Origin of the sequence: Granulicella mallensis (assembly GCF_014203225.1) — a bacterium.
Taxonomy (GTDB): domain Bacteria; phylum Acidobacteriota; class Terriglobia; order Terriglobales; family Acidobacteriaceae; genus Granulicella; species Granulicella mallensis_A.
In genome coordinates, this window is the sequence record NZ_JACHIO010000007.1 from 24,976 (window position 1) to 42,197 (window position 17,222).

Below are 17,222 nucleotides of genomic sequence, written 5' to 3' on the forward strand. Positions count from 1 at the left end.
ACCACCGGCGAGGATACGCCAGCCGGCCTTGCCGGTAGTCAGGCCTTAGAGATACACGTGACTTTACGCTCTTGACTGTTCGGCAAAGGCCGAATACATCGTGCCCCCAAACCGCGATGGATGCGTTGCCAGTCTTTCCACACGCTCCACTCCTGACTCACGGAAGAGTTCGCGAAGCCTTTTGAAGCCGATCGGATAAGGTCCCCACGGATTCGGCCTGGATCGCTCATACTCCACAATCAGGAAGCGATCTGTCACGGACAAAAGCCTTCTCAAAAACAGGTGTTGCTCCTGAATGAAGTGCAGGGAGTTTGCCATGAGAATTCCATCGACCGATGGAAGGCGGAGGCTCGGGCTCTGCAGATCTCCCAGGATCTTACGAATCTCGACTCCGTCATACTGATTCGGAATGCGCTCCAACGCTCTCTGGTCCAGATCGACGGCATGAATCGTGCTACCGGGAGCCAGCAACTGCGCAAGCGCGGTTGTGAACGTTCCGCTGCCGCAACCAAGATCGCACCAGGATTGCGGTCGCGACCATTCGATGAGGGGTGTGCGAATCAGCGCCGTGGCCTGACTGATCTTCATCTCTCCACTGTACTTTTCTAGAGTGGTGGGTCGTTAATTAGTTAAAGAATTGATGGTCTGTTCAGCACAACGCGAAGCGCGTTCCCTGATGCTTCAGCATCAGGGAGACGGAGGGAGCCGTAGCCTTTAGGCTACGGAATTCAGGGGCTGGGAAAGATGTGGCCTTCAGGCCCGGGCCTTCTTTCGGCTGCGAACAAAAGGCCCGGGGCTGAAGCCCAATTCTTGCCTGGCTCTCATTCCGTAGCCTAAAGGCTACGGCTCCCTCCGTCCCGCGACGCTAAAGCGTCGTGGTTTCGCTATACACCTACAGGAGATTTGCTATAGGCGTGTCATCAAACTGCTATTCGAGCGGTGCAAATAACTTCTTGTAGCAAGAAACCAGAAGGACCTGGCTTCAGCCAGGCCGTAGGAGTGGGGCGCAGATTCCTTCCGCTTTGCGCCTCAACAAACTGTTTGCACTGTTCGATTTAGGTGTAGAAGCAATTGGATGACACGCCTAGCCCTTCTGATGAGTGGGGCAATCGTCCACGTGTCGGAACTGGGCCCCCATCTGCCGAAATCGTCATCAGATGGGGGCACCCGGTAGAGTTACAGCTTCAGCGTCACTACCGCGTTATCGATCACGTTGGCCAACCTGGCATCCTCGTTGCCGTAGGCGTCATGCCAGCGCCACCACTTGTAGCGTGGCGTCTTCGGATAGCCCTCCGGTGAGTCCTCCCAATCCTCTTGCCGTCCTAAGGGCGTGACGTCCAGATAGTTCCACACACTGCCCATGGCTTCATCGCCGCGATTGTTGATGAAGTACGTGCGGAAGATCTTGTCGTTCTCGTCGCGGAAGAAGACATTGTGCCCGTGCCACTCGTCGACTCCGAAGTCCTTATCGAAGCCGTCGGTGAGGGTATACCAGGGAATTTTGTCCCAGCCCATGCGCTGTTTCAGGCGGGCAATGTTTTCCTGCGACCCGCGTGAGGCGTAGGCCAGCGTGGTATCCCGCGCGTGCAGGTGTGAGAGGTGCGAGATCTGGTCTGCGCCGAGCGAGCAACCAACACAGGCGTGGTCGGGCCAGCCGTAGACATCGGAATCGTAGAAGGCGCGATAGAGTACGAGCTGCCGCCGGCCGTCGAAGAGATCGAGCAGCGAGACCTTTCCCTGCGGACCTTCGAAGGCATACTCTTTCTCGACCGCGAGCCACGGCATCCGCCGCCGCGCCGCCGCCAGCGCGTCGCGCAAGCGGGTGTGCTCCTTCTCTTTGACTAGCATCTCCTGCCACGCCTTCTGCCACTCCTCAGCCGAAACGACCGGAGGTTTTTTCATCGCTGCGATCTGCTCATTGCTGTTCATGACTTCCTCCCTGTTCGCGCTTGCGCGCTTTTCGGTTCCAGAACTTCGCCACGGCGAGCGCGGAAATACTGCCTGTCGAGACAGCGCCCGCCGCAATCCATACCGCAATCCCTGCACAGAAGGGACACATGGCTACCTGCCTGCCCGCTCCGCGGCTGCTGTGCGGATACGTCTGATCAACTGGTTCCAGCCTCCGTCCACGCCGTGCTCCTGCTCGCCCACCCAGCCCATCGCGCGATGGACAAAGTGCATGCGTGTCACTCCGTCTTCTTCGGTCAGGCGATATTGAATGTTCGAGACAGCAGGGTTGGACATAAAGAGCGGCCCCGAAATTTCGAGCAGCGATGGCGTCTTGATGGCCTGTACCGTGCCCCAGAAGTGGCCGGTATTGTTGCCCAGGTCGCGATACCAGCGCCCGCCGGGCCAGGCCTCAAGTACCATCGGCATCGGTTTTTCTGGAGTGGAGTTCAACGGCCCCATCTGTTCGAGGATCGTCTCAAAGACGATCTCGATGGGGGCCGCGATCTCCTCTTCCTTGATGATCTCGAAGGCGTGTAATACGCCTTCCTTCACAGTGGTTGCCATTACTCCTCCTTTGGATTTGGGCCCTCGTCCAGGCGAATCATTCGTTCCAGCGCCTTGCGCTCGGCACGCTGCTTGATCTGGTCGACCTGATGCATCCAGTAGCGTTCGAAGACCTTCACCCAATCGTGCACCGGCTTCAGGCCCGCAGCATTAAGGCGATACATGCGATGTTGTCCGCGTTTGACCACCGTCACCACGCCGGCCTTGCGCAAGGCACCCAGGTGCTTGGAAACCGCAGGCTGGGCAATCTTCATGCGCAGGACGATCTCGTTGACGGCGTACTCCTGGCCATCAGACAGCACGGTGATGACCTCGCGCCGCCGTGGTTCGGCAATAGCGCTGAAGACGTCCGTCGGGTAGGCCTTTCGCGTCATGGACTCAATATATTCCGATTTAGGAATGTGTCAAGGGCCAAAAAGAATAATTTCAAGGCCTTCGAGTGTGAAAGGGACAGCTTCCAGTCTCGGGCGCATTGTCATCCGGAAGTGCGTATTGCTTCCACTCACGATTGGTAGGTTGACCATAAAAGCCTATGTCCGGGTGGACAGACATTTCGTCATAGGCCAGCATCCGCCTGTGTATCCTGTAGCGCACGTCGGCTGCGATGGGCTGGGAGGTAGCGGGATCAATAAAGAGTCTTCGGGGCTGAAAGATAAGCACGATACCGGGGCCGAGATTTCTGCTGCGGCGTTGGATATAGGTCGGGGATGACCCTACAACAAACATCTCGCATTCCTCAAAGGAGAACTCCCAGAGTGGATCATTCGGCGTTCTCTCAAGCGCGGGGTGACGGTCATGCTTATGAAGCATCTGCAACAGTCCCCAGAAGCGATCGACAAAAGCGGCGTGCGTCGTAATCTTTGGATCGGGTTCGCAGAATGCGACCAGGCTGCAACGCTCATACTCCGCTGTGTCCAGCAGCGTGACGAATTCCTGCATGTCTCTCACAAACTGTTGCGGGAAGTGCTTTGAGATGAAGGTATAGATCATCTCGCCGCGAATCTCACCTGCCTGTCCAAAGAAACACGGAAAGTTCGCTGCTTGCAGTTTCGTTCTGTAGGATTCATACGCCTGGAGCTTCCAACTCTCCTCCGGTGTGATGCCTAAGACGCCATGATGAAGAGCTCGACTTATCCACGGCGATACTTCGGTATTGATCATGATGTGACCTTTGCTGCGTCTGCTTTTCTGGCACGCCGAGCCAGCCGAACCATTCGGCGAAAGCCTGCAGCCTGCTGTTCTCCCCACGAGCCGGTAACCATCGCAGGCTCTGCTCCGGCGTCGCCGGTCTCGACTGTGCTGTCATGGAATTTGGCCGTTCTAAACAAAATGTCCCACCAGGAGAGCGCGGTCCCAAAGTTGCAACTGCGTCGTCCTGCTGCCTTCAATGCGTGGTGCGTTCGGTGGAAACGAGGGGAGATAAAGATGTGGTCGCCCAGCCATCCATAGCCGATGCGTGTATTGGAGTGCGCCATGCTCCCTACAAGTCGAAATCCAAGAATGACAAAGGGAAACTGAAAGGCCGGGACACCAATCAACAGGCCCACCACGATCAGCCATAGGTAAGTGATCGTGTCTTCCAGTACATGCGATCGCTCATCAGACCAGAACGTCATCTGATCTTCCGCATGGTGCACGGAGTGGACACCGTACCACCAGCCATACCTGTGAGACAGGCGATGCCTCCAGTAATCGGAAAGGTCGAGGATGGCGAAGTATAAGAAAAAGACCAGGAGTGGCCACGAAGCCAATGCAGGCACGAGCGCAGTCAGCGACGGTGGACTGATCGAATGTGCCAGGAAGAATCGATCAAGTTGCTGTTGCAGCCAACTGTACTCAAAAAAAGCGACAAGCGGAAAGAGTACCAGGCGGACGAAAAAGGCATATGCCACATCGGCTGCAATCGGATTCCGTGGGGACCAGCTTGTAAGCGGCCAGTATCGCTCGATGGGCGTACAGACCAAAAAGCTCAGGCAGAGTTGCAACACTCCACAACCCGCAAAGAAGAGCCAGAGCGCCACCGTATGACCGTGCTGGGTTACGCCAAGGCTACTGAGAAATGACTGAATTGAAGTCACGATCCAATCGAACGTGACTGTACCTGTCGGGGCTGCGTGGGCTATCCAGGACATCTGTCCCCTCCGCGTTCCATCACTCTCTTCTTAGAAGAAGACGGATGAAACATTCCAGAGGTTTGCAGGGAATAGGGGTTTTCCTGCAGGAAAAGACGTTTATTCTGCCGTCAAAGAACTAACTGTGAGGTTCAACAGGTGTTCAACTGTGGAGATTAAGGCACATCTGAGGAAACCTCAACGACCTGTGGAGGTTTCAGCCGTAGGGAAGAGCGCTTGGACGAGGCGAACGGTTTGCCGGTGCGCGGACACAACACGCGCTGGCGGCCGTTCACCTCGACTTTTGAAGTTCTAAGTTCTGGGAAGTTGAACTTTGTCAGCAGAGTAGTGGGGCGGTGCACTGTGTACACGAGTATGGGGGAGGGGCAATGGTGATTGAAGGCAATCCGTCATTTTCGTCTTCCGGCAAGCAAGGCATCGATTGACCTGATGAGAGTCAATCGATACCTCTACTCTGGAATGTCGCTCCCGGCTGTTCCCAGAAAAATTCTTTAATGGGTCTGTGCAAGATGTGTAGACTGTTTCTCAACAAGCAGTAGCGAAGCTGATTCTCGACTATAGAAACGAGGGCACGCAATGGCTGGCAAGTTTGTCATCAAGAAATCCTCCGACGGGCAATTTTTTTTTCAATCTCAAGGCTGGGAATGGAGAGACGATTCTCACCAGCAAGTTATATAAGGCAAAAGCATCGGCTCTGAATGGAGTCGAGTCGGTAAAGAAGAATGCGCCTCAGGATGAACGATACGAGAGGAAAACCGATAAATCCGGGCATCCTCGCTTTAATCTCAAAGCTGCGAATGGAGAGGTCATCGGTTCCAGTGAGAGTTACAGCAGTGAATCGGCTCGGGAGCATGGGATCGAATCGGTAAGACAAACGCGCCAACAGCAACTGTGGATGATGAAACAGTTTAGGCAGCCATAGCGAGCTTTACCTTCATTTGAACTTAGAGGTGTGGTCGCAGGTGTCTGCGACCACACGCACCATCTTTATTCTCCATGTTGGCGCAAGACATACCCTCGCAGTCATGAGCACAAACTTGTTGTAACCGGGTAGAGCGCTATGCGTTGCTAAGGTTGGTTTTCCTCGTAAACGCACTTCTCGTTTATTTGCTTGAGCTAGGTGCCGGCCTGCAATCTTGCCTCGATCTCTGGCAGGATTTGATCGCAGGCGGAAAGGTCCTCTGCCACAAAGTCGGCGCCCGCCTTGAGCATCTCGGATGAGGCTTGCTTGAGGAGACTCTCTTTTTGTGCGATCGGAAGTTGCTCTAAGCCCACGGCATCGAGTCCAATCATGTTGCCCGTCCGGGTCAATCCGATCGTCCACATTCCAGCGTTTTTTCCTTCTTCAATATCGCTGAGGGTGTCGCCGATCTTGACGCAGGAGGATGGAGGATACACGTTGAGGAGTTGTGCATTGCGTGCCAGCATCCAGGGAGCGGGTCTTCCGGCACCGACTTCATCCGGGCATACCGAAGCCTCTGGCCGATATCCACCGGCAGCAGCCTGAGCAAGAACCGGAGCTAACATCGCACGGGTGTAGCCTGTGGTGCTCCCGATGAGGAGTCCACGATCCTGCCATTTCTTTACGGTGTCGACTACACCTTCGATGAGTTGTGAGTGCTGGGTGATGATATCCATCTGCACCGGGCCAAACTCCGCGAAGAGGCGTGTGACCTCTTCCATGCCAGGCTGCTTTCCAAAGAGAGCATTCCACTCCGCACTGATATTGGGCAGCGCGAGAATGGCCTGGATATGGTCACGCTTTAGCAATCCCATATCCCGTCTTGCATCCTGCATCGAAAGAGCGATTCCATGGCGTGCGAAAAGAGTGGTGAGGGCCAACACGGGAGCGACAGAACCATGGTCCACCGTTGTACCAGCCCAGTCGAGCATGATTGCGCGGATGCGAGGAGATTGGTTCATGCCGTACCTCGTCCGGATAGAAGGTCCAGAGGCTGTGCCGTGATTCCGAGGCCTGAAGCTATGCCAGTTCCGATAAGGATGTCCGAATTTTGTTTCTTCATGTGCGGAGACTACAACGGAGAACTCGCAGTCTCAAGGATTGAACGGTTAGGCCGGGACGTAAATTGCGTTTCCTTGCGTGCTCCGAACACGCAAATCGTGCCAGCCACAAGGGCAAAGAACACAAAGAGGTCGAATAGCTTCGTCCAGCCGAGATGGGAGACGTAAACCGTTATGAGCAGGGGAGACAACGCCTGGCCGATCGATCCGATGGCGTTGACCAGACCCGAGGCTCGTCCATGCAGCTCGTGGGGAACGGCATCGAGAACAGCCATTCCCGACATGAGGATGTCGGCTCCATGAATCAGGATGCCCGTTAGCGCAATGGAGAGTACCAGTCCCGCACCGCCGCTGCCCGCCAGCATGGGATGAATCAGGCAGATAAAGGCGAGAGCAAAGAGCATGCAGGCGCCAAGGGTCATTCTGCGCCGGCCGAAGTGGCGCTGAACGGCATATCCCACTGCCAATGGCCCGAGAAAACCGAAGAGTTCAAAGTAGGAGGCCATATGTTCCGCGGAAACAGTCCGGTAACCAAGATCTGAGATCAGGTAGTTGGGAAGCCAGAAGAGAAGGGTATAACGCGTCATCTTCAGGAAGAAATACATAGCTGCAATGAGACGAATTCTAGGATTTGCAAGGAGCTGACGCCATGGACGGTCCTGCACTACAGCCTCTGAGGGCTGCGGTGCAGGAGCAACTCCAAGAGGTGCGACAGGCAGGCGGGCGGTCTCTTTCAGAAAGAAACATGCCGAACACAGTAGGACCGCCGATGAAATAAGGTAAGCGGGATGAAAACCACTGTGTGTGGCCATTCCGGTATTGAGAACAAGCCACTCGGTAAGAGCGCTTGCAAGGAGGCCTCCAAGAATATAGCTGGTGCTCCACCAACCAAGTACTACATCTCGTTCTCCAGCCCGGAACCAACCTCCAAGCAATTTGAGCAGGGCTGGCCAACCGAAGCCCTGGCCAAATCCATTGCCGAGTTGGAGCAAGAGGACCAGAACAGGTTGATCGCACCAGACTAATAAGATTGTGCAAGCTATAGAGATTCCTGCGCCCATCAGGGCTGTACGCCGTGCGCCGATACGGTCCGCCAGGGAACCGCCCACTAACTGACCTACGGCGTACATTCCTCCGAAGCACGCCAGGCTAACGGCGAGGGAAGAGATCGCGCCTTTGCCCGTACCCATATCTTTCCGGCACGCATAAAAGCCTGCATACAGCGTCCAGGCTGCGATAAAGACGCGCCCTCTCCATCGCGCCCAGAAGGCTTTCTCGATGTTCATGGTGTCTTTCCTATAGGAGTCTGTGTCTGAGGGGGCGCATCGCGAAAGAGTATCGGCTGAGAGGATGAGCCCATGGGGAAGATGGCCTGGGTAGTAAGGGAATCTGACAAACCGTCAGCCAGACCTTCCGGAAAGGTGTCCCGCTCGCATAGCAGTTTGACGAGCGAGTCGATGGAGCTTTCATCTGTGCCGTCAATTCGTATGGTGCGAACCGGTCTGGCTGAGATCGTCAACAACGCTGCCGAGCCCCCAGGCACGGGGTATATCTTCGACGCAATGCGATCGAAGACCCGGCGGCCGTTTGCGGTGTTGACGATCGTAAACCGTTTTGAGTCAGACGGTGCCGCACTATCCATCGAGGCTTGAGAACTCTTTGTGTCAGCCGGACCTTCGGCCATCGGGCCGATTGAGATTATAGTTTCTTCTCCTCTGGCCGCAGCTTCCCCAGTAAGGTCTAACTCCCCATGAAATTGTCCGGCAAGATTAAGTAGAGGCGTCGTCGCCTGAATTTCATTGATTGCGACGAGTTCACGTCCATCATTATTTTCTGCCGGCGGAAGATAGAGCCTGACACTATGGCCCTGAAAGACACTCTGCCAAAAAGTCGTAAAAGGATGTTCTCGAGCTATCTGCCATCGAAGACAGACGATGCATAAGAAGAGTGCAATAAAGGTTGGTGCGGCCAATTGCTGAAGCGTGAGTGGCACTTGTACTTCGTACAGGTCAGATCGACCCTGCCCAACCTCATTGTCCGTGTCGATAGGGGTGGATAAGGCAGCCCTTGTCAGAAAACGGGGCACATAGGATCCGGATGGCAGATCGAGAGTAAATCTATTTTCTATCTGTACCTTGTTATAGGCTCCAAGCCTTTTGCGCACATCATTCGCGCGTACGCGCACGCCCGCGTCGGAGCCTGTGTCATATGTGGCTTCACGGCCTAAAAGGCTCATGCCAATCAGGCGTTCTTTTAATTCATCTGTATCGCCGCTAAGAGCTCGACTGACGATATGCCGTAGAAATTCGCAACTCTTTGGGCTGGTCTTGAAGGCGGGGCTTTCACACACCGCTTGAAGAGTTTCCCGAAAGTTGGTTGCGTAGGGAGATAGCTCCGAAAGTGGAATCTCCGTGTAGCTATGCATGTCCACGATCTGTCCCTATCAATATAGGTACTTTATTGGGGGCCTATTACAAGGTTGTAAAAAACATGAAAATCGCAGCGGTTTTTACTCATCAATTGACGGTCATTCAGGTGTAACGGTTCGCCTAACGGTAAGACGAAGCCTGCTGAACCTGCCAAACGTTTCGAGCCGGGAGGATGCATGCGACGCTTCAATGCGTAGAGCCTACCTGAAAGAAGTCAGACCTGATGAGCATGACCGCCGGTCAACGAAAGACCTTTGGTGTCACCTGGATTACCTATGCGGGCTTTTATTTGTGCCGCAAAAATCTCAGCATCGTTCTCCCCCTGCTTGCCGTCGTCGCGGGGCTGCACAGCTATCAGTTAGCCAATATTGTCTTTGGCTACAGCTTTCTCTATGCGGTGGGACAGTTTGGTTTCGGATTTCTATCCGACAGAATCGGCCCGAAGCGAGTCGTCGGCGCTGGCCTGCTGACGATCGTCGTCTGCAACGTGATGATGGGTCTTCATGCCTCTGTCATCTGGCTGTTGCTGTTTGCATGCCTTAACGGGGTGGGGCAATCCACAGGATGGTCAGGCCTCGTCAAGACCATGGCCAATTGGTTCAGTTATGAGAATCGCGGGGTCGTGATGGCCTGGTGGGGAACAAATTATGTCCTTGGGGGATTTCTGGCAACAACCTTTGCCACCTGGTCCGTCTCGCCGCATTCCCCATTGCCGCAGCTCGGGGGAGCCCGTGGATTCCTGTTTCCCGCGTTGCTGCTCGCCCTGATTGTTCCGGTGTTCTTCCTCAATGTCTCCGATGCGCCTGCCGATGGAGGGAAATCCTCCGGCGAGCGCGAAATTTTACGGCGTGCAACTCTAAGCCAGACAAGCTGGACCGACCTGGGAATGCTGCTGTGCAAACCCTCTTTGTGGACGATCGGCATCTCCTACTTCTTCCTGGAAGTTTGCCGGTATGCCCTTATGTTTTGGCTGCCCTACTACATGGTGCGGCAACTGCACTATGGAGTACAGACTGCAGGGTACCTCTCTTCTCTGTATGAACTGGTAGGCATCGCCGGGGCCCTTGCCGCAGGGTATATCTCGGACAAATTCAATCAATCGCGGCGAGCTCCTGTCTCCGCCGTCATGCTCGGTGGCCTGGGTTTTGTCATGCTCTGCCAGCCAATGTTTGTACATGCGGGGCTTGCTGGCATAGGGGTGGCAATCTCATTAGCCGGCTTTCTTTCTTACGGGCCAGATACCTTGCTCTCCGGAGCCGCTGCCCAGGATGTCGGTGAGACCAGAGCCGCAGCAACAGCAACAGGGCTGATTGACGGTATCGGACATCTTGGGGCAATTGTCTCTCCCTACCTCGTCGTCTTTGTCAGTGAACGTTACGGGTGGGACCGGCTCTTCTTTATCTTTGCGGGCACAGCTTTCCTTGCGGGCCTTGTCCTGCTTCCTCTCTGGAACCTCCGGGCTGCTACCCAGACCACTAATCGATTTACTGAACCCACTTTGCAGGAGATCTTCTAAAGGCAAACGCTCAATGTTCCCTCTTTGTAATGCAAAAGCAGTACTTGCAAAAGGTTCAGACCTGTTTCTAAACCGTTAGGGGCCCGGTAGATTCAACACCTTCATCTCGCATTGATTGACAGAAACCATGGCAACGCTACTTTCAACTCACCTCGGATATAAATGGAGTAAGGAATGCGATATATAAGATTCACTGGATACCTCCTCGCACTCATAGGTCTTTCTTCGCCACTTCTTGCGCAGAACGCCAGTGTCAGCGGTCAAGTCGTCGATCCTCAACATGCGGTGATAAGCGACGCGACAGTGACCTTGATGAACACTGAGACCCAGGTGCAGGCACGAACCAAAACGAACACAAAAGGTAACTTTATCCTCCCCCCAGTTGTGCCTGGGCACTATGAGGTCAAGGCCATAGCTCAAGGGTTTACTTCTACCATCTTGAAGGGAGTCACGCTGGAGCTGGGCGAATCCAAGGTGTTGACCCTGGAGTTGAAGGTAGGCGCTGTACAGCAGACAGTAGAAGTTACGAGCACTCCGCCGGAGCTGAACACGAGTAGCGCTGACCGCGGTCTTCTTATTGAACCTACTTTTGTTCAGAGCATCCCACTTAATATTCGAAATCCCTTGCAGCTTATTGACTTCGCCGCCGGTGTAACGAAGGGTGATGATGGACTTTCCGGTCAGGATTCAACCAGCGAAAGCCGTACCAACACCTTTCGTATCAATGGTGCTAAGTCCGCGACTACGGATGTACTGATCGATGGTGCAACCAATACCACCGCCTACTACAACCAGGATGCAGGTATCCCGGGAGTGGAGTCGGTTCAGGAGTTTCGCGTCTATACAGACGCCTACGCTCCGGAGTTTGGGCGTACCAGCGGTGGATTAGTAAGTTATGCCCTGCGTTCGGGAACCAATCGGCTGCATGGATCGGTCTTCGAATTCTTCCGCAATGAAGATCTCGACGCGAATGGCTACAACGCGAACAACAGCGCAACTCCTACTCCGCGAGGCCACTTCAGCAGGAACCAATATGGCGCTACGCTTGGAGGCCCTGTTGTGATTCCTAAGCTTTACGACGGTCGTGACAAGACTTTTTTCTTTGTTTCCTATGAAGGATTGCGGGACACCAGCGCCGGTTCGTTCCTGGGAACTGTGCCCACAGCGCTGGAAAGAACCGGTGATTTTTCGCAAACGAAAGATGCCAATGGCAATCAAATCGATATCTATGATCCCAGCACCACAAACACTGCAGGGCCTGGGTACTCCAGGACGAAACTAAATGCGAACACGCCTAACGCAAATAAAATCACAACGCCCCTTAATCCAATCGGCGTCGCGATCGTCAATCTTTACCCGCTTCCTAACAGGCCTGGAACGGGTGGGAGCGATCTGGATAACTTCTTCTCCAATGCTCCGGGGACGGACGATAATAATAGCTTCGATATCAGGATCGACCATAAGTTTAGCGAGCACCAGAGCATCTTTGGACATATAACGGATTTCACAAACCACATCAATTACAACGATTACTTCGGCAATGGGCTTTCGCCTGAAGATGCAAACGACCGCATTCCAGGCAAGAACATCACTGTGGACCATACCTGGATCATCAAGCAGAACCTGATCTTCGAACACCACTTCTCCTGGGCGCACAGTGAGTCGAACAGAGCGGAAACGGTTCTAAAGAGCCCAGCGTCTCTTGGATTCAACGGTAGCGTGGCTCCTGGGATCACAGCGAACTTGACCCCCTCGATCAGCATTAGCGGCCCTGGGGCTGTAGGTGGCTATAGCTCGCTGGGAAATGATTATCCCTTCGAGGCGAATTTCTCTTCTGTCTACCAATATGCGGCTGCGATGACGTGGGTCAAAGGGAACCACACGGTAAAGTTCGGTCTTGACTGGCGGCGTTACCCGACCCAACTCTGGGACCCTGAACAGATGTCAGTCAGTGGCGGAGCAGGCCTGACGGACGGCTTCACCAAAGGCACGACTACAGCGCTTACAGACTCCGGCAACGGCGTTGCGGAGCTGCTCCTTGGTTATGGATCTGTAAGCTCTGGCTATGAGCCGGAGACGCAGTCTGTCCACGATTACCGTGCCGTCTATGTCCAGGATGCATTCCAGGTCAATCCCCGTCTGACGGTTACCTACGGACTCAGATACAGCTATGAGACCGGCGATGTCGAGAAAAATAACTTGTTGAATTATCTGAATACCACGGCAGTTTCACCGCTCCAGGCGCAGGTCCCCTCGTTGAAGCTTACAGGGGGTGTGGGTATCCCCGGCCTGGGAGGCACAAGCAGACAGTTGCAGAATCCGGAGAAGACGAGCTTCGATCCACGCATAGGCGTTGCCTACAGGCTTAACGATAAGACCGTGATGCATGCCGGATTTGGCATCTTCCGCCATCCTGCCGCGGCCTGGCAGCAATTTCCGAATGCAGATGGTGGAATACGCACTTCTACTTCGGTCGACACGGAAGCAGATAAGGAGACGCCTCTCCCCGGCTTCCAACTCGGCAATCCCTTTCCTCTCGGACTTCCTGCTCCTGCCGGTAACGCGGCTGGACTTGGCATCGACGTTGGCGATTCCGTCGAAGGGCCCCTGCGGCACCAGAATGTTCCTTACCAGGAAAACTGGTCATTCGATATCCAGCGCACTCTGCCTGGTGACTTCGTTGTGACAGCCGCTTATGTCGGGAATGAAGGCGTGCATCTTCTGGTGAACGAGCAGTTGAACCAACTTCCAGATGCAGACCTGGCACTCGGTTCTAAGCTGCTAACCCTTGTTCCGAACCCGCTCTATGGTCTTATCGATCCTGTCTCCAGCATCAATACACCGACAGTTCAAAATATGCAGTTGCTTCGCCCGCATCCGCAATATCAAAACTTTGAAGCGACCGGTGTCGGAGTAGGGCATTCTACGTACCATGCTGGTCAATTGACGGTAGAGCACCGGCTTAGGCACGGGCTTGCAGTTGTCTTCGCCTACACCTATAGCAAGGCGATAGATAACGTAGGCGAGATGACCAGTGTTGCCGGTACCATGGGCGCTCTTACGGACACGTATTGCCCGCGATGCGATAGATCTCGTTCCGACCAGAACGAAACTCATGTGCTTCGCTGGAGTACGCGCTATGAACTGCCTTTTGGCAGCGGAAAGGCTTTCTTGAATCAGGGCTTTGTCAAACACATCGTGGGTGGCTGGGCTTTGAGTGCCATCTACCAGATCGATACGGGACGCCCATTGGCGGTTAGCTATACCGACGTCGCCAACACAGGCAGTTCCAGTACTCTTTCCCGTCCAAATATCGTTCCCGGAGTCTCCGACAAGGCGCCGGGAGGTCCCCAAATCAAGCTCAAAGGTATCTATTTCAATAAGGCTGCTTTCGCGGCAACGCCCACCTACTCTTTCGGCACAGCGAATCGCTACCTGTCTGACGTAAATAGCCCTACGGCCTGGGACCTCGATTCAATGCTCGAAAAGAGCACTCAGTTGTCCAACCGCTTCACGCTTTCCTTTAGAGCTGAGATGTTCAACGCTCTCAACAATGTGACCTTCTCTGGACCTACAACGAGCTTTACTTCCTCGACCTTTGGTCAGGAAGCCACTCTAAGCCAGAGCAATACACCGCGTAACGTTCAGCTCAGCATGCGCCTGGCGTTTTAGTCCCAGGCAAAGGAGAAATTATGATCAAGAAGCTCTGTTTATTGCTGGCACTTATCTCGAATATCGCGTTCGCGGCCGATACGATCGTTATCAATGCCAACGTGATTACAGTAGACAAAGACCATCCCATTGCCCAGGCCTTCGCCTTCGACAATGGCCGCTTTACGGCCGTTGGGACCAATGCTGAAATCCTGAAACTTAAAGGGCCGGAGACGAAGGTCATCGACCTCAAGGGAATGACTGTTACGCCCGGGTTCAACGATGCTCATCTGCATCCGCAGGCCATCTTCGCGGAAGGCACGCCGCACTACCGGGTGTGGCTAGGCGCCGACCGAGTGAAGACGATGGATGAGCTTGTCGCGGCACTCAAGCGGCAAGCCGCGGTTACGCCTCCGGGCGCGATGATCAGTGGATATGGCTATGACGATGTTTTGCTGGGGCGTCATCCCAACCGTCATGATTTAGATAAAGTATCCACTACGCAGCCAGTTGTGATTACCCATGGTTCAGGCCATATCACCGCAGTGAATAGTTTTGTGCTGGAAGCTTCAAGCGTCACAAAAGATACTCAGGACCCATCTGGTGGCGCCCTCGACCGTGATGCCGATGGAACGCCCAACGGTGTAATTCGTGAGAGTGCTCGTGGCCTTATCCGGCGCGGAACGGGCGGCGCCAACCGGGAAGCCATTCCGCTGGACGAAGAGCTGAAGGGGTATATGAATTGCTTTCGGCAGTACTCCGCCAAGGGAATCACCAGCGTAGGCATTGCGGGAGGCAGCCCCTCTTCCTTCCAGATCATGCAGCAGTTGCGCGATCGCGGGAATCCGGTGCGTGTTGGATTCATGTTCAGTGCGGACTCGTTCGACAAGCTCCAGGGGGCCGGTATAAAGCGCGGCTTTGGTGATGACCATCTACGCATTACAGCACTCAAGACCTACCAGGGAAATTCGTTGAGCGGTCGTACTGCATGGCTTAGCGAGGCTTACTCAGACCGTCCTGACTATTTTGGTATCCCGCCCGCTCGTACTCAAGAGAAGCTGGATGAGGACTATCAAAAATGGTGGGATGCCGGTTGGCAGGTTGCGACGCACTCCAATGGAGATCGCGAGATCGATATGGTCCTTACCGCCATTGAACGTGCCGAAGCAAAAAATCCTCGTCCAGATGCCCGCTGGCGGATTGAGCATGCGAGCGTAATGAATCAGGCGCTATTGGATCGTGCAAAGAAGGATGGTGTCATCCTGGTTTTTCACTCGTACATGTGGGAGTACGGAGATATTCTGCTTTCTTACGGACCAAAGCGGCTCTCGATGATGCATGCCTATCGCACAGCAATTGATATGGGTATTCCCGTGGCCGGTCATTCTGACTCTCCCATCTCCGCGGCTGATCCTTTGCTCAGAATTCAGGATATGGTTACACGCACGAGCAATCAGGGAAGTCTTATTGGAGAAGCGCAGCGGGTCAGTGTGGATGAAGCTATCAAGGTCTGGACATTGGATGGTGCTTACGCCACCTTTGAAGAAGACACGAAGGGTTCGATCACGCCAGGGAAGTTGGCGGACTTTGTAGTTCTTCAGAAGGACCCCCACCAGGTTGCGCCGAACAAGATCAAGGACATTCCTCTTGAAGCAACTTATCTGGGCGGACAAAAAGTGTACACAGCGCCGCTTAAAACAGTTGCGATGATCCCTCCTCCGCCGATCAATTACGGTGATGGAAATTACGGAGATGGAGACGAGGAGGAGAACCAGAATGTACCCAACTAGTCCAGATAAGTTGCTCTTTACCCCTGGTCCATTGATCACGAGCGCCACGGTCAAAGAGGCTATGCTCAGAGATCTGGGATCATTGGATCGCGATTTCCTGGCGACTATCCGCAATATTCGAACACGCCTGCTCGACCTGGGCCCCTACTCGCATGAGGACTATGAATGCGTCCTCATGCAGGGAAGCGGAACGTTTGTCGTTGAGTCGGTGATCTCCTCCGCGATCCCCCGCGATGGCAAGCTGCTGGTTCTGGTCAACGGTGCTTATGGGAGACGGATAGCACAGACAGCACGAGTGCACGGTATCGAGCTGGATGTCTTCGAAGTAGCTGAAAATAGAAAGTTCACTCCTGAACTTGTTGCAGAATATTTGTCCTCTCGCATCGGTATCACTCACGTAGCGGTGGTGCATTGTGAAACGACAAGCGGCATCCTGAACCAGGTGGAAGAGATCGGACACGTAGTGCATCGTGCCGGCGCGAGTTATATCGTGGACGCAATGAGCAGCTTTGGGGCGGTCCCCATTGATATGGCAGCTTCACATATCGACTATCTGATTTCTTCTGCCAATAAATGTATCGAAGGAGTTCCTGGGTTCGGTTTTATTCTCGTCAATCGCCGAGCTTTGGAATCAGCGAAGGGACATGCTCGTACGCTAAGTCTTGATCTCTATGATCAATGGGCAAGTATGGAAGCGAATGGACATTTTCGCTTCACCCCTCCGATCCAGACTCTACTGGCATTCGAGCAGGCACTCAATGAACTCGATGAGGAGGGTGGAGTCCATGCACGTGGGGAGCGCTATAAGGCGAACCACATTGCCTTATGCCGAGGCATGAAGGACATTGGCTTTGAGGTCTATCTTGCGGAGGAGGATCAGAGCTTCATCATCACGTCGTTCCGATACTCTAGCAACCCCGCATTCCGATTTGCGGATTTTTATGAAAAGCTTTGGACCGCAGGGTTTGCGATTTATCCAGGCAAATTGTCCCACGAATCATGCTTTCGCATTGGAAGCATTGGACGGATTACAGTCGTTGAGATAGAGGCACTTCTTGAAGCGATTCGACGGGTACTCAACGATATGGGAGTTCATTGGGTGCGTGAAGAGGTGGGCTAGAGTCTGTTATGGACTTTGAATCTGTTTAGGAACTCTGCCGCCGTGATC

At 54.1% G+C, this 17,222-nt stretch carries 13 protein-coding genes and 1 pseudogene; 5 read left to right on the forward strand and 9 right to left on the reverse strand.

Translation table 11 applies throughout. The annotated features are described in order from the left end of the window. Nucleotides 1–63 precede the first annotated feature (63 nt). The 6 genes from HDF15_RS09305 to HDF15_RS09330 form a co-directional block, all read right to left on the reverse strand. Complete coding sequence (locus HDF15_RS09305; RefSeq protein WP_184254907.1) at nucleotides 64–588, reverse strand: trans-aconitate 2-methyltransferase; 525 nt, start codon at nucleotides 586–588, stop codon at nucleotides 64–66. Between the two features lie 588 nt (nucleotides 589–1,176). Next, nucleotides 1,177–1,929 carry a DUF899 domain-containing protein gene (locus HDF15_RS09310; protein ID WP_184254909.1) on the reverse strand — a complete coding sequence of 251 codons (753 nt, stop codon included), beginning with the start codon at nucleotides 1,927–1,929 and terminating at the stop codon, nucleotides 1,177–1,179. 132 nt (nucleotides 1,930–2,061) lie between these two features. Continuing rightward, nucleotides 2,062–2,514: an SRPBCC domain-containing protein gene (locus tag HDF15_RS09315; protein WP_184254911.1), complete on the reverse strand. Its 453-nt coding sequence runs from the start codon at nucleotides 2,512–2,514 to the stop codon at nucleotides 2,062–2,064. After that, nucleotides 2,514–2,888 carry a helix-turn-helix transcriptional regulator gene (locus HDF15_RS09320; RefSeq protein WP_184254913.1) on the reverse strand — a complete coding sequence of 125 codons (375 nt, stop codon included), beginning with the start codon at nucleotides 2,886–2,888 and terminating at the stop codon, nucleotides 2,514–2,516. Before HDF15_RS09320 ends, HDF15_RS09315 begins: the two co-directional genes overlap by 1 nt. 52 nt (nucleotides 2,889–2,940) lie before the next feature. Then, on the reverse strand, nucleotides 2,941–3,675 hold the full coding sequence (locus tag HDF15_RS09325; RefSeq protein WP_184254915.1) for a YqcI/YcgG family protein: 735 nt from the start codon (nucleotides 3,673–3,675) through the stop codon (nucleotides 2,941–2,943). Further along, entirely contained in the window at nucleotides 3,672–4,646 is a 975-nt protein-coding gene (locus HDF15_RS09330) for a sterol desaturase family protein (protein ID WP_184254917.1), read from the reverse strand. The genes HDF15_RS09325 and HDF15_RS09330 overlap by 4 nt, the downstream gene beginning before the upstream one ends. A 576-nt stretch (nucleotides 4,647–5,222) precedes the next feature. Between HDF15_RS09330 and HDF15_RS09335 the strand changes: the two are divergent. Then, nucleotides 5,223–5,558, forward strand: a pseudogene (locus HDF15_RS09335) (YegP family protein). Nucleotides 5,559–5,762: 204 nt separating this feature from the next. On the opposite strand, the gene phnX reads toward HDF15_RS09335, so the two are convergent. The 3 genes from phnX to HDF15_RS09350 form a co-directional block, all read right to left on the reverse strand. Next, complete coding sequence (phnX, locus tag HDF15_RS09340; protein ID WP_184254919.1) at nucleotides 5,763–6,569, reverse strand: phosphonoacetaldehyde hydrolase; 807 nt, start codon at nucleotides 6,567–6,569, stop codon at nucleotides 5,763–5,765. A 110-nt stretch (nucleotides 6,570–6,679) separates the two neighbouring features. Next, nucleotides 6,680–7,954: an MFS transporter gene (locus HDF15_RS09345; RefSeq protein ID WP_184254921.1), complete on the reverse strand. Its 1,275-nt coding sequence runs from the start codon at nucleotides 7,952–7,954 to the stop codon at nucleotides 6,680–6,682. Beyond that, nucleotides 7,951–9,099, reverse strand: a complete 1,149-nt coding sequence (locus HDF15_RS09350) for a hypothetical protein (RefSeq protein WP_184254923.1) — start codon at nucleotides 9,097–9,099, stop codon at nucleotides 7,951–7,953. Before HDF15_RS09350 ends, HDF15_RS09345 begins: the two co-directional genes overlap by 4 nt. 221 nt (nucleotides 9,100–9,320) lie before the next feature. On the opposite strand from HDF15_RS09350, the gene HDF15_RS09355 reads away from it, so the two are divergent. The 4 genes from HDF15_RS09355 (at nucleotide 9,321) to HDF15_RS09370 (ending at nucleotide 17,174) form a co-directional block, all read left to right on the forward strand. Beyond that, a complete protein-coding gene (locus HDF15_RS09355) occupies nucleotides 9,321–10,613 on the forward strand; it encodes an MFS transporter (RefSeq protein WP_184254924.1) in 1,293 nt (430 codons plus the stop codon). A gap of 174 nt (nucleotides 10,614–10,787) precedes the next feature. Further along, nucleotides 10,788–14,285, forward strand: coding sequence for a carboxypeptidase regulatory-like domain-containing protein (locus HDF15_RS09360; protein WP_184254926.1), 3,498 nt, complete (start codon nucleotides 10,788–10,790; stop codon nucleotides 14,283–14,285). A 20-nt stretch (nucleotides 14,286–14,305) separates the two neighbouring features. After that, nucleotides 14,306–16,054, forward strand: coding sequence for an amidohydrolase (locus tag HDF15_RS09365; RefSeq protein ID WP_184254928.1), 1,749 nt, complete (start codon nucleotides 14,306–14,308; stop codon nucleotides 16,052–16,054). Beyond that, nucleotides 16,041–17,174 (forward strand): 2-aminoethylphosphonate--pyruvate transaminase, encoded by a 1,134-nt coding sequence (locus tag HDF15_RS09370; protein WP_184254930.1) that lies wholly within the window; start codon nucleotides 16,041–16,043, stop codon nucleotides 17,172–17,174. Before HDF15_RS09365 ends, HDF15_RS09370 begins: the two co-directional genes overlap by 14 nt. Nucleotides 17,175–17,222: the final 48 nt, after the last annotated feature.

Excerpts from the sequence above, each read along its gene's own strand:
- HDF15_RS09305 (WP_184254907.1), bottom strand. The coding sequence starts at position 588 with ATGAAGATCAGTCAGGCCACGGCGCTGATTCGCACACCCCTCATCGAA.
- HDF15_RS09310 (WP_184254909.1), bottom strand. The coding sequence starts at position 1,929 with ATGAACAGCAATGAGCAGATCGCAGCGATGAAAAAACCTCCGGTCGTT.
- HDF15_RS09315 (WP_184254911.1), bottom strand. The coding sequence starts at position 2,514 with ATGGCAACCACTGTGAAGGAAGGCGTATTACACGCCTTCGAGATCATC.
- HDF15_RS09320 (WP_184254913.1), bottom strand. The coding sequence starts at position 2,888 with ATGACGCGAAAGGCCTACCCGACGGACGTCTTCAGCGCTATTGCCGAA.
- HDF15_RS09325 (WP_184254915.1), bottom strand. The coding sequence starts at position 3,675 with ATGATCAATACCGAAGTATCGCCGTGGATAAGTCGAGCTCTTCATCAT.
- HDF15_RS09330 (WP_184254917.1), bottom strand. The coding sequence starts at position 4,646 with ATGTCCTGGATAGCCCACGCAGCCCCGACAGGTACAGTCACGTTCGAT.
- phnX (WP_184254919.1), bottom strand. The coding sequence starts at position 6,569 with ATGAACCAATCTCCTCGCATCCGCGCAATCATGCTCGACTGGGCTGGT.
- HDF15_RS09345 (WP_184254921.1), bottom strand. The coding sequence starts at position 7,954 with ATGAACATCGAGAAAGCCTTCTGGGCGCGATGGAGAGGGCGCGTCTTT.
- HDF15_RS09355 (WP_184254924.1), top strand. The coding sequence starts at position 9,321 with ATGAGCATGACCGCCGGTCAACGAAAGACCTTTGGTGTCACCTGGATT.
- HDF15_RS09360 (WP_184254926.1), top strand. The coding sequence starts at position 10,788 with ATGCGATATATAAGATTCACTGGATACCTCCTCGCACTCATAGGTCTT.
- HDF15_RS09365 (WP_184254928.1), top strand. The coding sequence starts at position 14,306 with ATGATCAAGAAGCTCTGTTTATTGCTGGCACTTATCTCGAATATCGCG.
- HDF15_RS09370 (WP_184254930.1), top strand. The coding sequence starts at position 16,041 with ATGTACCCAACTAGTCCAGATAAGTTGCTCTTTACCCCTGGTCCATTG.